The following is an 18,862-nucleotide window of genomic DNA, read 5'->3' on the forward strand; positions in this document are numbered from 1 at the left end:
CCCCCCTGGGCGCCTTACCCCCCTCGGCGTGGGCGGGGGGGGCGCCGCGGGGGGGGGGGGCGCGCCCCCCCCCCACCACCACCGCCCAGGCGTTGCCATGCCGCCGCGCAAACGCAATCACATTCGACGCATGCGCCCCGCGCACCGCGAGCGGCAGATACGTGCTCTGACTCAGCAACTCCGGCAGATGCGCGCGCAACGCGAGCACCCGTTGGATGACCGCGAGTTTCACGCGTCCATTGCGCCAGTTCGGCAGGAATTCAGATGGCGGCGTCTCGACGAGCCACGCCTCGCGTTTGGCGAAATCGACGGGTCGCCGGTTGTCTGGGTCGACGAGGCTGAAGTCCCATAACTCGGTGCCCTGATAAAGATCGGGAATCCCAGGCGATGCCAGCCGCAACACCGTCTGCTGCAAGCTGTTGAGCGCGCCCGCGCGGCTGATTCGCGCGACGAACGCAGACAGTTCCTTCAGGAACCCATCGCGCCGCTGCGGCGCCAGAATGTCGAACAGAAAATCGCGGCAACCGGCTTCGTACGCTTCGTCGGGTGCGAGCCAGTTGGTTTGCAGCTTCGCTTCACGCAGCGCCTTCAACTGCCATTGCGCGACGCGCTCGGCCAGTTCCCGCACGGCCGCTTCGTCGTCTACTTGCAGTTCCGGCGGCCAGCAGCCCACCAGCGTTTGATACAGCATCGCTTCGGCGGCGGGGCCGGGTGCCCACGCGGCGCTTGCGCCCTGACCCGGGCCAACGGTGCTGATCGGCTTGCCGTCGAGCGAGCGCCGTTGCGGCGCATTCAACGTGGACCATGCACGCAGCGTCGCGCCCCAATCGTCGGCGATTTCGCTCAACACCGCGAGCCGCGCGCGGACATCTTCGCCACGCTTGTGATCGTGCGTGGCCGTGGCGAGCAGCGCGTGCGGGAAGCGTTGCGAACGCTCGAGATTCGCCGCATGAAACTGCTCGACCGATAACGCGAATTCGCCCGGGTCCGAGCCCACTTCGTTGCGCGACAGCAATCGGCCGTAGCGATAGCACGCGGTATCTTCGATCGCCTTCGCGGCGACCGGCGCGGTCAACTGCGAAAACAACGTCTGCGCGGTGCGCCGCGAGGAATTCGCATGACTCGGCGGCACACCGTTCTGTGCCTGCTGCGGCGCTATGCCGGCCCGCGTGGGCGGCGTGTCGTCGGCACTGCCGCCGAGCCACGCGTTTACGCGCTCCAGCGCGACATGGTCCGCGCGCGACAGCGCTGCTCGCGCGCCGGCCAACGCCTGCTCGAAATCGTGGTTGTCGGCGGCGCTGCGCAAGCCGCTCTGCGGATAGATCCGATACACCGGGAAATGCACGACCAGTTCGGTCAGCACGCGGCGCAACGTGGTGAAGGTGAAGTCGCGCGTCGTCAGTGAATCGCGGGCGATGCGATGCAACGCCCGCGCCGCGCGGTCCAGTTCCGCGGAGAGGTTCTCCGCGAGAATCTTGCGGCGCGCGGCGAGCGCTTCGTCGGCGAAACGGGGGCTGCGGCCGGTGAGTTCGGCCCATGTCCGCGCGAGCGGTTCGGCGCCGGCCGGATCGTGCAGCAGCGCGCCCACGTCGTTCATGAAGTCGTAGCCGGTCGTACCGTCGACGGGCCAGTCGTCGCGCAGCGGCTCGCCGCGGCCGAGAATCTTTTCGACCACCACATAGGGCGCGGTGTCGCGCAGTTCGGTGAGCCGCTGCCGCAACCGCTGGCAGTATTCGCGCGGCTCGGCGAGACCGTCGATATGATCGATCCGCAAACCGTCCACGAGGCGTTCCTGATACAGCCGGAAAACCAGCGCATGCACGGCGTCGAACACTTCGGGCCGTTCCACCCGCACACCGGCCAGCGTCGAGATATCGAAGAAGCGCCGCCAGTTCACTTCATCGGAGGCGGTGCGCCACCATGCAAGCCGGAAATGCTGCCGCTCGATCAGCCGATGCAAACGGTCGCGCGTGACCGGGTCTTCGGGCGCATACGCCTGCAACACGAACTCGATGGCCGATTCGCCGTTTTGCGTGACGAACTCGCGCAGTGCGTCACGCCCTTCGGCGGCGCGCGGCTGATCGGTGGGCTGCGTCGTCAGTCCGTGGAAGCGTTCGGCGAGCGCGCTGAGATCGGCCCGGTCGGCGCTTTGCAGGATCGACGCGTAATCGATCGGGCATACGGGGAACACATGCGGACCGTAGCCGATATAAAAGCGCCCGCTGGCGGCCGCGAAACGCAGCGCGATCCGACCCGCCGCGAGTTCGTCGCCGTAGGCCGCGCCGAGCGTGGGCAGCAGCACCTTGCCGCGCAGCGCGGGATCGGGCGAATGCCAGTCGACGTCGAAATGCCGCGCATAGGCGCTATGGCGGCCCCATTCGAGGATATCGAGCCACCAGGCGTTGCTCGATCCGCCGACGCCCATGTGGTTCGGCACCATGTCGACGATCAGCCCCATGTTGTGCGCGCGCAGCTTGTCGACGAGGCGCTTCAAGCCCGCCTCGCCGCCGCATTCGGCGCTGACCTGGGTGTAGTCGACGGTGTCGTAGCCGTGCGTCGAGCCCGGCTCGGCGGTTGTGATCGGCGACGCGTACAAATGGCTGATGCCGAGCGCGGCGAAGTAGTCGACGTGTTGCGCGGCGTCGTCGAACGTGAAGCCTCGATGGAACTGGAGGCGCAGCGTGGAGCGCGGGGCGGTCATGGCGTATCAGGTTCCGGGGGAGTGCCAGAGGCAGCGGTGGAAGGACGGGGCGCGCCAGGAGCACGAACGCCGGAGGCGGCGCGGCGCGCGCGATCCACCGCCAGCAGGCGATCGTCGAGGGTGCCGTCGGCGAACATCTCCTCGATCGGCAGGCTCATGCGGCGGCGCCAGTTCGGATGCTCGTCGATCGAGCCGGGCAGATTCGGCTGATCGACCAGCGCGAGCAAGTCTTCGAGCGGAAACGTGACGAGCGGCCCGGGCGTCGCCGCGACGAACGCCAGCGCTTCATCGACCGGCGCGCTGTCGGGCGGCGGCGGGCCCACCTGCGGCGCGGCCACGCCGGCTTGCTGGAACGCGCGCCACAACGCGGCGCGGTCGGCCGCGCGCTCCTCCTGGGCGGCCTGCTCGGCGTCGCGGCCGTCGGCGCGCGCCATCGTCTGCCCGATCCGGTTGCGCCAGGTGATGTCACTGCCGCGCCACCAGCCGGCCACGGTCGGCAGATCGTGCGTGGTGGTGGTGCCGACCGCGTTGCGATCCCACTCCTGCGGCGGCTTGAAACCGTTGCCATCGTGCGCGCCCTCGAACCACAGCACGCGAATTCCGGCGATGCCGTGATCGTCGAGACGCTCGCGAAAACCGGGCGGCACGGTGCCGAGATCCTCGCCGATCACGATGGCGCGATGCCGCCACGATTCGAGCGCGATCAGGCGCAGCAGGTCTTCGAGGGGATAGCGCAGGTAGGCGCCGTTGCGCGCGCTCTCGCCTTCGGGCACGAGCCACAGGCGCCGCAAGCCGAGAATGTGATCGATGCGGATGCCCCCCGCGTGCGCGAACGTGGCGCGCAGCATGTCGATGAACGCGGCGAAGCCCTGGGTGCGCATCGCACGCGGCGAGAAGGTGGTGAGGCCCCAAGCCTGGCCGGCCTGGTTGAACAGGTCCGGCGGCGCGCCGACCGACACGCCTTGCAGCATGTCGTCGCGATACGACCATGCGTGACTGCCGGCGCTGTCGCAGCCCACCGCGAGATCGGCGATGAGGCCGACGGCCATACCCGCTTCGTGCGCCGCGTGCTGCGCGTGCGATAAACCCTTCGCGGCGAGCCATTGCAGGAACAGATGGAAATCGACCTCGTGACGGTTGGCGTCGGCGAACGCTTCCACTTCCGGGCTGCGCGGATCGCGCAACGCTTCGGGCCAGTTGCGCCAATGGCCGTTGCCGCCTTGCGCGAGTTGCGCCGCTTGCAGCGCTTCGAAACGCGCGTGGTCTTCGAGTGCGCGTCCGGCGCGCTCGCAGAAGCCGTGGAATTCGAGCGCGCGTGGCGTGTCCTGTGTGCGGTCGTGCGTGCTGAATTGTTCGTAGAGCGCGCGCAGCAGCTTCAGCTTCAGCGTGACCGCGCCCGGCCAGTCGATCAGCGGCAGACCTTCGAGCGCCGACCAGGCGTCGCCGGCCTGCGCGGCGTCGAGCGCCGCGCGCATGGCGTCCGTGCCGAACACCGCGGCGGGGTCGATATGCGTGACGTTCAGCCACAAGCGCGACGACGGCGAATAGGGGCTGAAGCGATTCGGCTCGGCGCTGAACATCGCGTGCGTCGGACTGACGGCGAGCGCATGCGCGCCACGCTGCGCGCTGTCGACGGCGACACGCGCGAGCGCCGAATAGTCGCCGATGCCGCCGTCACCGCTGCGCCGCAAGCCATACAGTTGCGCGGCGATACCCCACAACGGCGGCGTCGGTGTGGCACCGTCGGGATGCAGCGTGCGCCACGCGTCGTCGACGGTGTAGCAGCGCGAGGGTGCGATGGCCAGCGTCACGCGTTGCTCGTTGATCACGAGCGTGTGATAGCCGGGTTCGTCGATCGGCGCGAGCAGGGCCTCTTCGCCTTTGGGCGCGGTAAAACGGCCGTCGATGATCGAGCCGCTTTCGAGTTCGATCCGGTAGTGGCTGCCCGATTTGACCGCCGCGATGTGCAGCGCGATGCCGCGCCCGACCTCGGCGGTCATCAGCGGCGGCATTTTGCGGCCCGACGATTCGGCCTCCAAAGCAGCGGTGCTGTGGCGGATTTGCGTCGCGTTGCCGCACGGCAGACCCATCTGTTCGAGCAGCACCGCGAGGGTCTTCTCGGGGACATGCTGTGTCTTCTGGTGCGCGTCCTGCCACTCGACCTCGAAACCGGCGCGAGTGGCGAGGGTGGCGATCGTGTCGCCGGGGCGTCGGGTAGTCACGCGTGGCGCTCCTGTTGACCCGCGACGCGGGCATCGTGGCCGATGGCGTAGTCGCTGACGTCGCCGCTCAGCCATGCAACGAACGCGTGCGCCGGCAGCACGCCGGCGTCGATCTGCTCGCGCACGCGCGGCGGCGTTTCGAAAATGACCTTGCCGGCGGGGACGTGCTCGAACGCGACGTTTTCCTTCGACAGATTCAGCGCGATCGACAAGGTCTCGCCGTCGCCCAGTTTCCAGCGGGCGACCAGCGCGTTCGCATCGGCGCCGTTCGCCGTGCCCAGCACGCTCGCGCCGAGCGCCTTGCTGTGTTTCAGGCGCGGCGTGATCAGCTTGGCGCGTACGGCGAGCGCGGATTTATAGAAATGCATCCAGTCGAGACGGTCTTTCGCATCGGCATCGGCATCGGCATCGGCATCGGCATCGGCATCGGTATCGCCTTGCGCAGGCGCTTCGGCAAGCGCAGGCGGCGAAGATGCGGCGAACGTCTTCACATCGTTCGGGTCGGGAATCTGCGCGCGCCGCTTTTCATCGCTGAACGACGAGAAGCGCGCGAATTCGCGGCGGCGTCCTTCGCGCACGGCGTCGGCAAGTTCGCCGGTGTAGTCGGTGAAGAACAGGAACGGCTGCGTCGAGCCATATTCCTCGTCCATGAAGAGCAGCGGGATTTGCGGCGACAGCAGCAACAGGCCGGTGGCGGCGCGCAACGCGTCGTCCGAGGTCAGCTTGCGAAGCCGCTCGCCGAACGCGCGGTTGCCGATCTGATCGTGGTTCTGCAGAAACATCACGAACGACGTGGGCGGCAAATGCCCGCTCGCTTCGCCGCGCAATTTGCCGTCGTGAATCGGCGACGGGTCACCCTGATACGCGAAGCCCTCCGACAGCACGCGCGCAAGACGGCGGATCGGCTGATCTTCGTAGGCGTGGTAGTAGCCTTCCGTTTCGCCGGTCAGCAGCACGTGCAGCGTGTTGTGCGCGTCGTCGTTCCATTGCGCGTCGAAATGCGTTTCCAGCAGACTCGCGCTGTTGTGCTCGTTTTCCAGCACCAGATGCACGTGCCGGCCATGCTGCACCTTCGTGCGAATATGCTCGGACAGCTCGCGCAGCCATGCGTGATTGTCGATCGCGTGCACCGCGTCGAAGCGCAGACCGTCGATCCGGTATTCGTTGATCCAGTAGACAGCGTTGTCCGTGAAGAAGTCACTCACTTCACTGCGGCTGAAATCGATCGCCGGCCCCCACGGCGTATGCGTGCCCTCGCGGAAAAACGAGCGTGCATACGCGTGCAGATAATTGCCGTCCGGGCCGAAGTGGTTGTAGACCACGTCGAGGAACACCATGAGGCCCAGACCGTGCGCGGTGTCGATCAGCGCTTTCAGTTCTTCGGGGCGGCCGTACGCGGAATCGGGCGCATAGGGCAGCACGCCGTCATAACCCCAGTTGTGCTTGCCGGGGAAATCGTTCAACGGCATCAGTTCGATCGCGGTGACGCCGAGCGCGACGAGCGCCGGCAAGCGCTTCTGCACGCCCGCATAGCCGCCCATCGCGCCCACGTGCAGCTCGTACAGCACGGTTTCTTCCCATGGCCGCCCATGCCAGTTCGTGTGTTCCCAGCGGTATGCGCGCGGATCGATGACTTCGCTCGGACCGTGCACGTCCTGCGGCTGAAAGCGCGACGCTGGATCAGGCACCGCCTGCTCGCCGTCGAGCCGGAAACGGTACAGCGTGCCTGCACCGCCCTCCACGGTGGCTTCGAACCAGCCGTTGCCGGCGGCCGTCATCTCGTGCGCGCCTTGCGCCGGACCGTTTTCGATCGCGACCTGCACGCTCTTGCACGACGGCGCCCAGAAACGAAACCGCGTGCACGGCTTCGAACCCGTCGCGCCGAGCAACTGCGCGCTGAACGGCAGGCAATGCGCGTGATGATGCGCGTGAGGATCAATCGGACTTTCGGACATGATTCTTCACCATTCGAATGTGCTGTCGAACCGCGCTACGCGCCTGGCGCATGGCGTCGTGCGCGCGGAGCGCGTTCGCAAAACCGCACGCGTGACAGAGCGTGCCGTCCTGCCTGCTGTTCGTGCCGCGATGCGGCTGCCATCGCGTCGTTACTCAAGTGCCCGGCGTCAAGTGCTCGGCGACGTATCGCTGCTGGGCGGATGCGCGCCCGGATCGGGCGGCAATGCCGTCAGGAGCCGCGGCCCATGCTGCGCGCCGGCTTTCCAGCCCGCCTGCCAATCCGCTTCGCCGACCGGTTGCGCGGCCAGCATCACGAGCCCGTGCGCGGCCACCTCGACCTCGGCCACCGCCAGCCGATGTGGCGCGCTATCCGGTTCAGCAGTGTCTAACAGCACGTGCCATTCCAGATGTGGAGCGGGTGGCTGAAACCGCAGTGTTTCCTCATTTGCGTTGAGCATCATCAACAATACTTCGGTTTCGCCGTTCAAACCTGGTCCGGCGCGACGCAATGTGAATGCGCGGCCTTCGGGGTCCTGCCACGCTTCGATGGTGAGCGGATCGCCGTGCTCGTCGAACCAGCCGACATCGAACAGGCCCGGCAACACTTCGCGGTCGCCGAACAGAAAACGCGTTTCGCGTAGCAGCGGATGATGTTTGCGCAGCGCGATCACGCGCGCGACGAAATCGCTCATCTGGCGGCCGTCCGCCGACGCCGCGCGCTCCCAGTCGAGCCATGATATTTCGTTATCCTGGCAGTACGCATTGTTGTTGCCGTTCTGCGTGCGCAGCGATTCGTCGCCGGCCAGCACCATCGGCGTGCCGAGCGCCATCAGCACCGTGGCGATCAGCGAGCGGGCCACGCGTTTGCGCATGTCGAGAATCGCGGGGTCGTCGGTCGGGCCCTCCGCGCCCCAGTTGCGGCTGCAATTCTCGTTGTGGCCGTCGTTGTTGTCTTCGCGATTCGCTTCGTTGTGCTTCTGCTCGTAGGCGGTGACGTCCGCTAGCGTGAAGCCGTCGTGCGACGTGACGAAGTTGACCGACGCCCACGGTTTCCTGAAGCGCCGGTTAAAGAGATCGGCCGACCCGGTCAGACGCGCGGCGAGATCGGGGCGCAAGCCAGCGTCGCCGCGCCAGAAACGGCGCACGGTGTCGCGAAAACGATCGTTCCATTCGCCGAAGCCCGGCGGATGGTTGCCGAGCTGATAGCCGCCGGGGCCGATGTCCCACGGCTCGGAAATCAGCTTGCGTTGCGACAGGATCGGGTCCTGGCGCAACGCGTCGAAAAAACCCGAGCCGGGATCGAAGCCGTGCTGCTCGCGCCCGAGCGTTACGCCGAGATCGAAGCGGAAGCCGTCGATATTGAATGCCGTCGACCAGTACCGCAGCGAGTCCATCACCATCTGCAGCACGCGCGGATGCGGCAGGTTCATCGTATTGCCGCAACCGGTGTCGTTGATATGGTGGCGCTCGTCGCCTGGAATCAGGCGGTAATAGCTGGCGTTGTCGAGGCCGCGCCACGACACGGTCGGACCCATCTCGTTGCCTTCGCAGGTGTGGTTGTAGACCACGTCGAGAATCACCTCGATGCCGGCCGCGTGCAACTGGCGCACGGCAATGCGCATTTCGTCGAGCCGGTGCGTGCTCAGATACGACGGCTCCGGCGCGAAGAACGCGGCGCTGTTGTAGCCCCAGTAGTTGCGCAGGCCGCGCTCCACGAGGAAGCGATCGTTGAGAAACGCGTGGACCGGCAGCAACTCGACCGCGGTCACGCCGAGCTTCAGCAGATGCTCGATGAACTCCGGCGACGCCAGCGCCGCGAACGTGCCGCGTTCGTGCTGACGCAAATCGGCGCGCAGCATCGACGCGCCGCGCACGTGCGTTTCGTAGATGATGGTTTCGCCCCACGGCACGTTTGGGCGTTTGTCGTGCGACCAGTCGAACGCCTCGTCGATCACGACGCATTTCGGCATGGCCGGCGCCGAATCGCGCCGGTCGATGGAAAGGTCGGCGCGATTCGAGTGCACGCGATAACCGAACAGCGCATCCGACCAGCGAAACTGGCCGACCAGTTTGCGCGCATACGGATCGAGCAGCAGCTTGTGCGGGTTGAAGCGATGTCCCTGGTGCGGCTGATACGGCCCATGCGCGCGAAAGCCGTAAGCGGTGCCCGGATGCGCATTTGGCAGGTAGCCGTGCCAGACCTCGTCGGTGCATTCGGGCAGGGTGAAGCGACGGATTTCCTTGCGGCCGGTGGGGTCGAACAGGCAGAGCTCGATTTTTTGTGCATTCGCCGAGAACACTGCAAAGTTGACGCCGAGGCCATCCCAACTCGCACCGAGCGGATACGGCGAGCCGGGCAGAAGCCGGTCGGGCATTGCATGCGACATGATTCCCCTTTCTCTGTTCTGATTTGTGAACGCCAGCCTGGGTCTTCATGCAACGAGCGAGCGGCGCAAAGCGGGCAGCACCCACACACGCCGCGCGCCCGCTTACGGCAGGTCGTTCACTCCGCGCGCAACACGATCGTCGCGAGCGGCGGCAAGACGAGCGAAGCGGAATGCGGCCAGCCGTGGCTGGCGATGGCGTCGGTATGAATCAGCCCGCCGTTGCCCATGTTCGAGCCGCCGTACACGCCGGCATCCGTGTTCAGCACTTCCGCCCAGCGTCCTTCGCGCGGCATGCCGAGGCGATAGCCGACGCGCGGCACCGGCGTCATGTTGCAGACCACCACGAGTTCCTGGCCCGCGCCGTCGGTGCGCCGGTAGGCGAACACGCTGTTGCCGCTGTCGTCGCCGATCAGCCAGCCGAAGCCGCCCGGTTCGCTGTCCAGCAGATGCAGCGCGGACTCGTTGCGGTACAGGTGGTTCAGATCGCGCACCAGCAGCTGCACGCCGTGATGATGCGGATCGTCGAGCAGATGCCAATGCGGCGACGTGTCGTGATCGAATTCCGCCAGCTGGCCGAATTCGCCTCCCATGAACAGCAGCTTCTTGCCCGGATGTGTCCACATGAAGCCGAAGTACGCGCGCAGGTTGGCGAACTTCTGCCACCTGTCGCCGGGCATCTTGCCGAGCAGCGACCCTTTGCCGTGCACCACTTCGTCGTGCGACAGCGGCAGCACGAAGCGCTCCGAGTACGCGTACACCATCCCGAACGTCATGTTGTGGTGATGGTATTGGCGATAGACCGGGTCTTCTTGCATGTAGTGCAGCGTGTCGTGCATCCAGCCCATGTTCCACTTGAACTGGAAGCCGAGGCCGCCGTCTTCGACGCGCGCCGTCACGCCCGGCCACGCGGTCGATTCCTCTGCGATCGTGATCGCGCCGGGCACGCCCGGCACGTAGCCGACTTCGTGATTCAGGCGCTTCAGAAACGCGATCGATTCGAGGTTTTCGCGGCCGCCGTAAATGTTCGGCACCCACTCGCCGGCCGCGCGCGAGTAATCGCGATACAGCATCGACGCCACCGCATCCACGCGCAAGCCGTCGACGTGATAGCGCTTTAACCACGCAAGCCCCGACGCGACCAGGAACGCGCTCACCTCGTTGCGGCCGAGGTTGTAGATCATCGTGTTCCAGTCCTGGTGATAGCCTTCGCGCGGGTCGGCGTGCTCGTAGAGCGGCGTGCCGTCGAAGTCGATCAGGCCATGCGCGTCGTTCGGAAAGTGCGCGGGCACCCAGTCGAGAATCACGCCGAGCCCCGCTTCGTGCGCGCGGTCGACGAAGCGCGCGAACTGCTCGGGCTTGCCGAAGCGCGCGGACGGCGCGAACTGTCCGAGCGGCTGATAGCCCCACGAGCCGCCGAACGGATGTTCCGCGATCGGCATGAATTCCACATGCGTGAAGCCCATGCTCTTCACGTAGGGAATCAGCCGCTCCGCGAGTTCGTCCCAATCGAGGCCGCGCTGACCTTCTTCGGCGACACGCAGCCACGATTCCGCGTGCACCTCGTAGATCGAGAGCGGCGCGCGCGCGGTCTGCTTCCCGGCGCGCGACTGAATCCACGCGTGATCGGTCCACGGAAACTGCTCGACCTCGTCGACATGCGCGACCACCGACGCCGTGCCCGGGGGCTTTTCCGTTTGCATTGCGCACGGATCGGCCTTCAGCGGCAGCGGATGGCCGTCGCGCGACAGCAACTCGTATTTGTAGCGAGTGCCCGCGCCGACGCGCGGCACGAACAACTCCCACACGCCGGCCTGATGACGCAAGCGCATCGGATGACGGCGTCCGTCCCACGCGTTGAAGTCGCCCACCACCGACACGCGCCGCGCATTCGGCGCCCACACGGCGAAGCGCACGCCGGGCACGCCGTCCACTTCCATCGGCCGCGCGCCGAGACATTCGAGCACCGCGTACGGGTCGCCGTGGGCGAGGCGGCCCAGCGGTTCGTCGCCGAGCACCGGGCCGAACGAGTAGGTGTCCTCGACTTCCTGCACCACGCCGTGCCAGTCGATCCGCAAGCGATACGGCGCCGCCGACGTGACGCGGCCGGCGAACAGCCCGGGTCGCAACTGTTCGAGCTCGCCGAGGATCGCGCCGTCGGCGCGCGCAATCACGGTAACGTGCGCGGCATTCGGCAACAGCGCACGCACCACCGGACCCGCGTCCGTCGAATGCAGCCCGAGCTGCGAGAACGGATCGGGGTGGCGCGCTTCGACGAGCGCGTCGATGTCGAGCGGTTGGAGGCCAGCGGCCGGATCATGCTCACTCATAATCGCCCTCGGCCGGAGTAGGCGGTGTGGCGGCGCCTGGCGCCTGGGTGGATGGATCGTGATGAACGGGGGTGCCGGTGTCGCCGAGCAGACGGCTCGTGAGCGCGGCGAGACCGCGTACGGGCAAGTTGAGCCACGTCGGGCGGTTGGCCGCCTCGTAGCGGATTTCGTAAGCGGCTTTCTCGATCAGGAACAGATCGAGCAGCGCCTGTTCGGCTTCGGGCGCCACCAGCGGGGTGGGGGCATCCGCGACCGCCGCGCGGTACTGGACGAGGAAGGCGTCGGTCGCATGCGCGCGGAAGCGGTCGAACAGCGCACGCTTGCGATCCGCGGTCTGCTGCGGCGCGGCTTCCGTGGTGGACTGCGCCGCCGCGCTCGCATACGACAGCGAGCGCATCAAACCGGCGACGTCGCGCAGCGGACTCGACTTCTGCCGACGCTCCTCGAGCGAACGCGCGGGCTCGCCTTCGAAGTCGATCAGATACGCGTCGCCCTGCGCGACCAGCACCTGGCCCAGGTGGAAGTCACCGTGAATGCGGATGCGCAAGGCGCCGGCGTCGGCGGAGACCAGTTTGTCCACTGCTTCGACGAGCGCGGCGCGGCGGTCGATCAGGCTCTGCGCCAACGCTTTGGTGTCCGGATCGCTCATCTGTTCGATGCGCGGCGCGAGCAGATCGAGCGCGGCGGCGAGCATCGTCTGCGTGCCGTCGACCCACGCCTTCACTTGCGCGGCGTCGGCCGGTTCCGGCGCGAACGCCGGATCGTCGGTCGGCGACGCGAGTGCGACGTGCAGTTCGCCGAGCCGCCTGCCGATGATGCCGGCCAGCTCGCTATAGCCTTCCACCAGGATCACTTCGTTGGCGCGGTCCGGCGCCGTCTCCGCTTCCGTATCGACGACGATCGCAAGCTCGTCCACCGAGCGGCGCAGATAGTCGAGCGACCAGTTCCACGCATCGCCCTGATTGTCGATGAAGCCTTGCAGGATCGCGAGCGTATGCGGCACGCCCTCGGGATCCACGCGCACCACTTCGCCATACAGCGGCGCGGTGTTCGCATAGCCGAGCTGGGTCAGATAGCGGCTGATTTCCGCTTCCGGATGAATCCCGCTGACCAGCCGGCGCACCAGCTTGAGCACGGCGGCATCGGCGATGATCAGCGAGCTGTTGCTCTGCTCGGCCGCGAGCCAACGAATCTCCGGCCGCTCGCCGACGCTGTCCAGTTCGGCGAAACGTTCTGTGGGCAGGAACTTGATCTCGCTCTTCTGCACGGTCGGCACCACTGCGCGTTCACGCAGTTTGCGCATCACGTTGTGCGCAAAGATCGGCAGCGCGAACGCGTCCGTCAGATGGCCGACGTTGCGGCCGCGCCGCACGCGCGCCAACGCGAGCTGCATGAAAAGCGGCGTGGTGGTTTCGCCGCCCCACGTGATCGCGATCGGCACCACGTAGCGTTCGGTGTGGTCGCCCACGTCCACTTCGATTTCGGTGAACGCGAAGCCGCCGTTCGGGATCGTGGTCAACGCGGCGAGCCGCACCGCGTGCATCTTCTGATCCTTCGACGCGAACCAGCGGCGCCGGGACAGCCATGAAGGCAGCACTTCCGATTCGAGCAGGCGCACGTTCTCCGGCGTCGGGCCGGCCTGACCCTCGCGGATCACGATCGTGACGAATTCCGGCAGCGGCTCCGAATGCGCCTGCGCCCACGTCGGACGCTGGCCGCCCGCACACAGCATGAACCACAGGAAGCCGTACGGCGGGAAGGTCAGCAGATAGGTCAGCTGGCCGATCGCGGGGAACACGGAGTCCGCGGTCATTTCGATCGGCACCGCGCCGTTGAACTCGGACAGATCGAGTTCGACCGCCTGCGGCGCGCGCGACAGATTCGCCACGCAGAGGATCGGCGGCTCGCCCGGTATCTCGCGCAGATACGCGAGAATCTTGCGGTTTTCCGGCTTCAGGAAACGGATCGTGCCGCGCCCGAAGGTCTGCTTCGCGCGCCGCGTGGCGAGCATGCGGCGCGTCCAGTTCAGCAGCGAATGCGGATCGCGGCTTTGCGCTTCGACGTTCACCGCGTCGAAGCCGTACAGCGAACCCATCACCGGCGGCAGCACCAGTTGCTCCGGATCGGCGCGCGAAAAACCGCCGTTGCGGTCCGATGACCACTGCATCGGCGTGCGCACGCCGTCGCGGTCGCCGAGGTGGATGTTGTCGCCCATGCCGAGTTCGTCGCCGTAGTAGATCACGGGCGTGCCGGGCATCGACAGCAGCAGCGAATTGATCAGCTCGATGCGGCGGCGGTCGCGCTCCATCAACGGCGCGAGACGGCGGCGAATGCCGAGATTTAGCCGCGCGCGGCGGTCGCTCGCATAGGTGTTCCACAAATAGTCGCGCTCGGAGTCAGTGACCATCTCCAGCGTCAGTTCGTCGTGATTGCGCAGGAAGATCGCCCACTGGTTCGACGCGGCCAAGTCCGGCGTTTGCCGCATGATGTCGGTGATCGGGAAGCGGTCCTCGCTCGCAATCGACATGTAGATGCGCGGCATCAGCGGGAAGTGGAAGGCCATGTGGCATTCGTCTTCGTCGCCGAAATACTCCTTCACGTCTTCCGGCCACTGGTTCGCCTCGGCGAGCAGCATCCGGTTCGGATACTCGGCATCGATGGTCGCGCGGATCTTCTTCAGCACCGCGTGCGTTTCCGGCAGGTTCTCGTTGTTGGTGCCTTCGCGTTCGACCAGATACGGCACCGCGTCGAGCCGCAGCCCGTCGATGCCCATGTCGAGCCAGAACCGCATCACCTGCAGCACTTCCTTGAGCACCGCCGGATTGTCGAAGTTCAGATCGGGCTGGTGCGAATAAAAGCGGTGCCAGTAATAGGCGCCCGCGACCGGATCATGGGTCCAGTTCGACGGCTCCGAGTCGATGAAGATGATGCGCGTTTCCTGGTATTTCTGATCGGTGTCGGACCACACGTAGTAGTTGCGGTGATTCGAACCCGGCTTCGCGCGGCGCGCGCGCTGAAACCACGGGTGCTGATCCGACGTGTGGTTGATCACCAGTTCGGTAATCACGCGGATGCCGCGCGCGTGCGCTTCCTGGATGAAGCGCTTCACGTCCGAAAGCTGGCCGTAGTCGGGATGCACGTTGCGGTAATCGGCGATGTCGTAGCCATCGTCACGCCGTGGCGATGGATAGAACGGCAGCAGCCAGATTGCGTTCACGCCGAGTTCGGCGATGTAGTCGAGCTTCGCGATCAAACCGGGGAAGTCGCCCACGCCGTCGTTGTTCGCATCGAAAAACGACTTGATGTGCACCTGGTAGATGATCGCGTCCTTATACCAGAGCGGATCGTCGCTCAGGGCCGCGGGTTTGCCGCGCCGCTGCGAACGCGGCCTGGCCGTGTGGGCCGGGGCCGTGCCGACTGGCGCCTGCACCGTGGATTGGGCTGAGTCGTCACGCTTCATGTCGCACCTTCCGTTGGGGTTGGGTTGCCAGCGTCTGCGTGATGGGCGCTGTCGGGGTCGCTGTCGGCGTCATCAGGCCGCTCGGCGGGCAGGCCGCCGAGCGGCGCGATGCGCCAGATCGAAAACGGCTGGCCCGAGCCGAGTTGCACGTGCTGCCAGCGGCCATGCCATTCGAAGCGCGCACCGGTCATCTGGTCGGTGACTTCCAGCGCGCCATGATCGTGCAGATGCCAGCGCTGGAACGTGTCCCACGACAGTTCGATGTCCGCGCCCTGTTCGTTGAACGCATCGAGGTTGATCGCGACGACGATCACGTTGTCGCGTGCCTCGGTCGCTTTCTCGAACAGCAGGATGTGGTCGTTGTGTGCGGTGAGGAAGGTCAGGCCGAGATGCGTTTGCAGCGCCGGGTTGGCACGGCGAATCCGGTTCAACGCGGTGATCTCGCCGGTGATGTTGCCGGGCCGGTTCCAGTCCCATGCGCGCAGCTGGTACTTCTCGGAGTCGAGATACTCCTCGCTGTTCGGCAACGCGGCGGCTTCGCACAACTCGAAGCCGCTATACACGCCCCACAGGCCCGCCAGCGTCGACGCGAGCGCCGCGCGAATCAGAAAGCCCGAACGTCCTTGCGACTGCAGATGCCGCGGGTTGATGTCCGGCGTATTGACGAAGAAGTTCGGCCGGTAGAAATCGCGCGCATCGGTTTTCGTGAGTTCGTTCATGTACTCGATGAAATCGCGCTTCGATTCGCGCCACGTGAAGTACGTGTACGACTGCGAGAAGCCGATCTTGCCGAGCCGGTTCATCATGCGCGGACGCGTGAACGCTTCGGCGAGGAAGATCGTGTCGGGATAGCGCGCGCGCACGTCGCCGATCATCCATTCCCAGAACGGCAGCGGCTTGGTGTGCGGATTGTCGACGCGGAAAATCTTCACGCCCGCTTCGATCCAGAACAGGATCACGTCGCGCAGCGCGAGCCACAGGTCGGGCTTGGCGTCGTGCGCGTAGAAGTCGGGATTGACGATGTCCTGGTACTTCTTCGGCGGATTCTCCGCGTAACGCAAGGTGCCGTCCGGGCGCCACGCGAACCACGTCGGATGCTCCTTGAGCCAGGGGTGATCGGGCGAGCACTGGATCGCGAAGTCGAGCGCGATTTCGAGGCCGTGCGCGTGCGCGGCGGCGAGCATCGCCTTGAAGTCGTCGAGCGTGCCCAGTTGCGGATGCACGGCGGTGTGGCCGCCTTCGGCCGCGCCGATCGCATACGGACTGCCGACGTCGCCCGGCTGCGCGGTCAGCGTGTTGTTGCGGCCCTTGCGATTCGCGAGGCCGATCGGGTGGATCGGCGGGAAATACAGCACGTCGAAACCCATCTCGCGGATGCGCGGCAGTTTCGTCGTCACGTCCGCGAAGGTGCCGTGGCGCGATTCGTCGTCGCTCATCGAGCGCGGGAAGATCTCGTACCAGCTCGCGAAGCTCGCGGCGGTGCGGTCCGCGTCGATCTTGTAGATCACCGGATCGCGGCTCAGGAACGGCCGGTGGCGCGCGGCGGTCATTGCCTTCGCGGTGGTCGGCGCGAGGATCAGCGCGAGCTTCGTGTCGACGTCGGCCTTGGTGAAGAGCTTGACGATGTGTTCGAGCGGTTCCTTGACCGCGCCTTCGGTCGTCTCCACTTCGGCGAGCACCAGCGCGAACAGGTGCGTGGCTTCGTCGAGTTCGAGCTCGACGGTCTGGCCCGCCTTCAGCTTCTTCTGGATGTGCTCGACGAGTGACGCGAAGTCGTCGCGCCACGCGACCACCGTGAATTCGTGACGGCCCAGCCGTTCGAGCGGAATGCGCGCTTTCCAGATGTCGAGGCCCGCGGGCTGCGCCGGGGCCATCAGCACTTCGTGCCAGGCGGTTTCGTCGGCGGCGCGCCAGATCACGGCGGCGGCGATCTTGTCGTGACCTTCGGCGAAAATCGCGGCGCTGATTTCGGCGCGCTCGCCCACCGTGCGCTTGGCGGGAAAGCGGCCGTGGTCGACCGAGGGCGTGACGCTCTCGATCGCCACGCGCGGCGCGTCGAGCGCTTCGAGCACGGTCTTGCGTCCGCTGCGCTTGCTGTTCGCCTTGTCGATGGGCGGCGCGAGGCGGATCGGCTTTTCGCTCACCGCGCGGAACAGGCGCACGGCGCCGGGCGCGAGCGTGAACGGCGTCAAGCCGGCGGGCTCGGTGTGCCCCGCCGTATCCAGCGGCACGAAGCGCGTGAAGTTGCCCGGCACGCCCGCGAGGAAGCGCGCCGGATCGACGCGCAGCGGCGCGCCGAGTTCGGGATTGATGGCGATCAGGATCGCTTCGGCGGCGTCGCGCAGATCCGGCTGGTCGGCGCGCAACAGCAGGGCGGCGGGCGCGCCTGGCCCGCTTAGCGGGCGCAATTCACCGTTGGCGTGCAGCGTCTTCGTCGTGCGAGCGAGTTCGTTCGCGCGCGTGACCCGTTCGGTGAGATCGAATTTCTTCGCCTGCACGGCGAGCGCGAATTGCGAAGCGTCGCCGCGCGTTTGCGACATCGGCTCCGTGATGCCGTATTCGAAGCCCATCGGCATCATCCAGCCGGTGCCGAGCGCGGCCGACGTGAAGAGCGCACGCCGGTAAGCCCGTTCGACGATCGCGGCGTCGTGGACGTCGCTCAACTCGGCGGCGAGCCGCGTGCCGTACGGCGCCTCGGGGAAGGCAATCGGCGCGCCGGCGCGCGCGAGCGCCGCGTGCTCCTCGACCATCCAGCTCGAGCGGAAGTCCCACCAGCGCACCGACGAGAACACGCTGTCGAAGCCCGCATCGGCGAGGCCGAGCAGATCGCCGCGCGCGAGACCGGGCGTCGCGGCGAGGAAACGCACGTCGGGATGCTTCTCGCGCAGCGCGTCGCCGAGTTGCCGCCAGACGGCCGCCGGCACGCGATGCGGCGAATCGAACCGGAAGCCGCCGACACCGGCGTCGGCGAGCGCCAGCAACTGTTGCGTCCACCAGTCGACCAGCGCGGCGCGGCTGCCCGCGTCGCCGAAGTTCGCATACGCGACGTTGTCCTCGCGATGCACGTGGCGCGGATCGAGCCGCGCCTCGTCTGACTCGAATGCATGAAACCAGCCTGCATGTTCGGCGTACAGCGCGCCATCGGCGGCCATCCGGTCGATCACCAGATCGACCAGCAGCGTCAGGCCGTTCTGGCGCGCGGCGTCCGCGAGCGTGCGGATCGCGTCGGTGGCCGGTTGCGCGGCCTCGAATACCGAGTGCAGCCGGGCGTGGTTGCCGACCACCTGTCCGTGGCCGGCCTGTCCGGGCTCGAAGAGACTGCCGATCACCGCGTGATCGAAGCCCAGCGCGGCTGCGTGAGCGAACTGCGTGGGCCATGCATCGAGCGGCCCAACCAGGAGTGAATGAAAAAAGTAAATCCGCGGCGCGTACCCGTTTGGAGATTCCATCGGTCGTTTCCAGATTCGTCCTGCTGCGGTGTGGATGCAAGTGGCATGCGATCACAGCGCTCATTGGGCTTCCAGAGCCGGATGCCGCGCGGTGCAAAAGCGAGGGCGCGTACTGGTCAATGTAGTGCAAAGATCGTCACGCCGCTTGCCAGTCGAAGGTGCTTTGACGCCAGAGGCCGGTCGCATGAGGCGGGTCCGAACTATTCGGAGGACCGAGCAAACGATGTGCCAGTCGGCGCAGGCTGGGATCGGGGGGGGTATTCGCGCGCCTGGAAGGAAGGCGCGCCGGGGAACAGGACACGGCGAAAGCGTGGCGGCGCGCGCTTCGCGTGTAAAACGGTCGGGCGCCGGGCGGGTTTT

The 18,862-nt window shown here is 66.6% G+C and carries 7 protein-coding genes; all 7 read right to left on the reverse strand.

Translation table 11 applies throughout. The features are described 5' to 3' along the window. The coding region (gene treY / locus PQQ53_RS27555; RefSeq protein ID WP_408327573.1) for a malto-oligosyltrehalose synthase at positions 1 to 2,701 on the reverse strand (2,701 nt) is incomplete at its 3' end. Further along, on the reverse strand, positions 2,698 to 4,923 hold the full coding sequence (gene malQ / locus PQQ53_RS27560; protein WP_408327575.1) for a 4-alpha-glucanotransferase: 2,226 nt from the start codon (positions 4,921 to 4,923) through the stop codon (positions 2,698 to 2,700). The genes treY and malQ, both read right to left, overlap by 4 nt. Then, complete coding sequence (gene treZ / locus PQQ53_RS27565) at positions 4,920 to 6,878, reverse strand: malto-oligosyltrehalose trehalohydrolase (protein ID WP_408327578.1); 1,959 nt, start codon at positions 6,876 to 6,878, stop codon at positions 4,920 to 4,922. The genes malQ and treZ overlap by 4 nt, the downstream gene beginning before the upstream one ends. 168 nt (positions 6,879 to 7,046) lie before the next feature. Beyond that, on the reverse strand, positions 7,047 to 9,266 hold the full coding sequence (gene glgX / locus PQQ53_RS27570; protein ID WP_408146811.1) for a glycogen debranching protein GlgX: 2,220 nt from the start codon (positions 9,264 to 9,266) through the stop codon (positions 7,047 to 7,049). Positions 9,267 to 9,382: 116 nt separating this feature from the next. Continuing rightward, positions 9,383 to 11,593 carry a 1,4-alpha-glucan branching protein GlgB gene (glgB, locus tag PQQ53_RS27575; protein WP_408327581.1) on the reverse strand — a complete coding sequence of 737 codons (2,211 nt, stop codon included), beginning with the start codon at positions 11,591 to 11,593 and terminating at the stop codon, positions 9,383 to 9,385. After that, positions 11,586 to 15,053 carry a maltose alpha-D-glucosyltransferase gene (gene treS, locus PQQ53_RS27580; RefSeq protein ID WP_408155725.1) on the reverse strand — a complete coding sequence of 1,156 codons (3,468 nt, stop codon included), beginning with the start codon at positions 15,051 to 15,053 and terminating at the stop codon, positions 11,586 to 11,588. The genes glgB and treS overlap by 8 nt, the downstream gene beginning before the upstream one ends. After that, positions 15,050 to 18,502 (reverse strand): maltotransferase domain-containing protein, encoded by a 3,453-nt coding sequence (locus tag PQQ53_RS27585; protein WP_408327583.1) that lies wholly within the window; start codon positions 18,500 to 18,502, stop codon positions 15,050 to 15,052. Before PQQ53_RS27585 ends, treS begins: the two co-directional genes overlap by 4 nt. Positions 18,503 to 18,862: the final 360 nt, after the last annotated feature.

This window comes from Paraburkholderia strydomiana, from assembly GCF_046030495.1.
GTDB lineage: Bacteria > Pseudomonadota > Gammaproteobacteria > Burkholderiales > Burkholderiaceae > Paraburkholderia > Paraburkholderia strydomiana_A.

Bases quoted from the DNA above. Each gene is read 5' to 3' on its own strand.
- treZ (WP_408327578.1), bottom strand. From the start codon at position 6,878: ATGTCCGAAAGTCCGATTGATCCTCACGCGCATCATCACGCGCATTGC.
- glgX (WP_408146811.1), bottom strand. From the start codon at position 9,266: ATGTCGCATGCAATGCCCGACCGGCTTCTGCCCGGCTCGCCGTATCCG.
- glgB (WP_408327581.1), bottom strand. From the start codon at position 11,593: ATGAGTGAGCATGATCCGGCCGCTGGCCTCCAACCGCTCGACATCGAC.
- treS (WP_408155725.1), bottom strand. From the start codon at position 15,053: ATGAAGCGTGACGACTCAGCCCAATCCACGGTGCAGGCGCCAGTCGGC.
- PQQ53_RS27585 (WP_408327583.1), bottom strand. From the start codon at position 18,502: ATGGAATCTCCAAACGGGTACGCGCCGCGGATTTACTTTTTTCATTCA.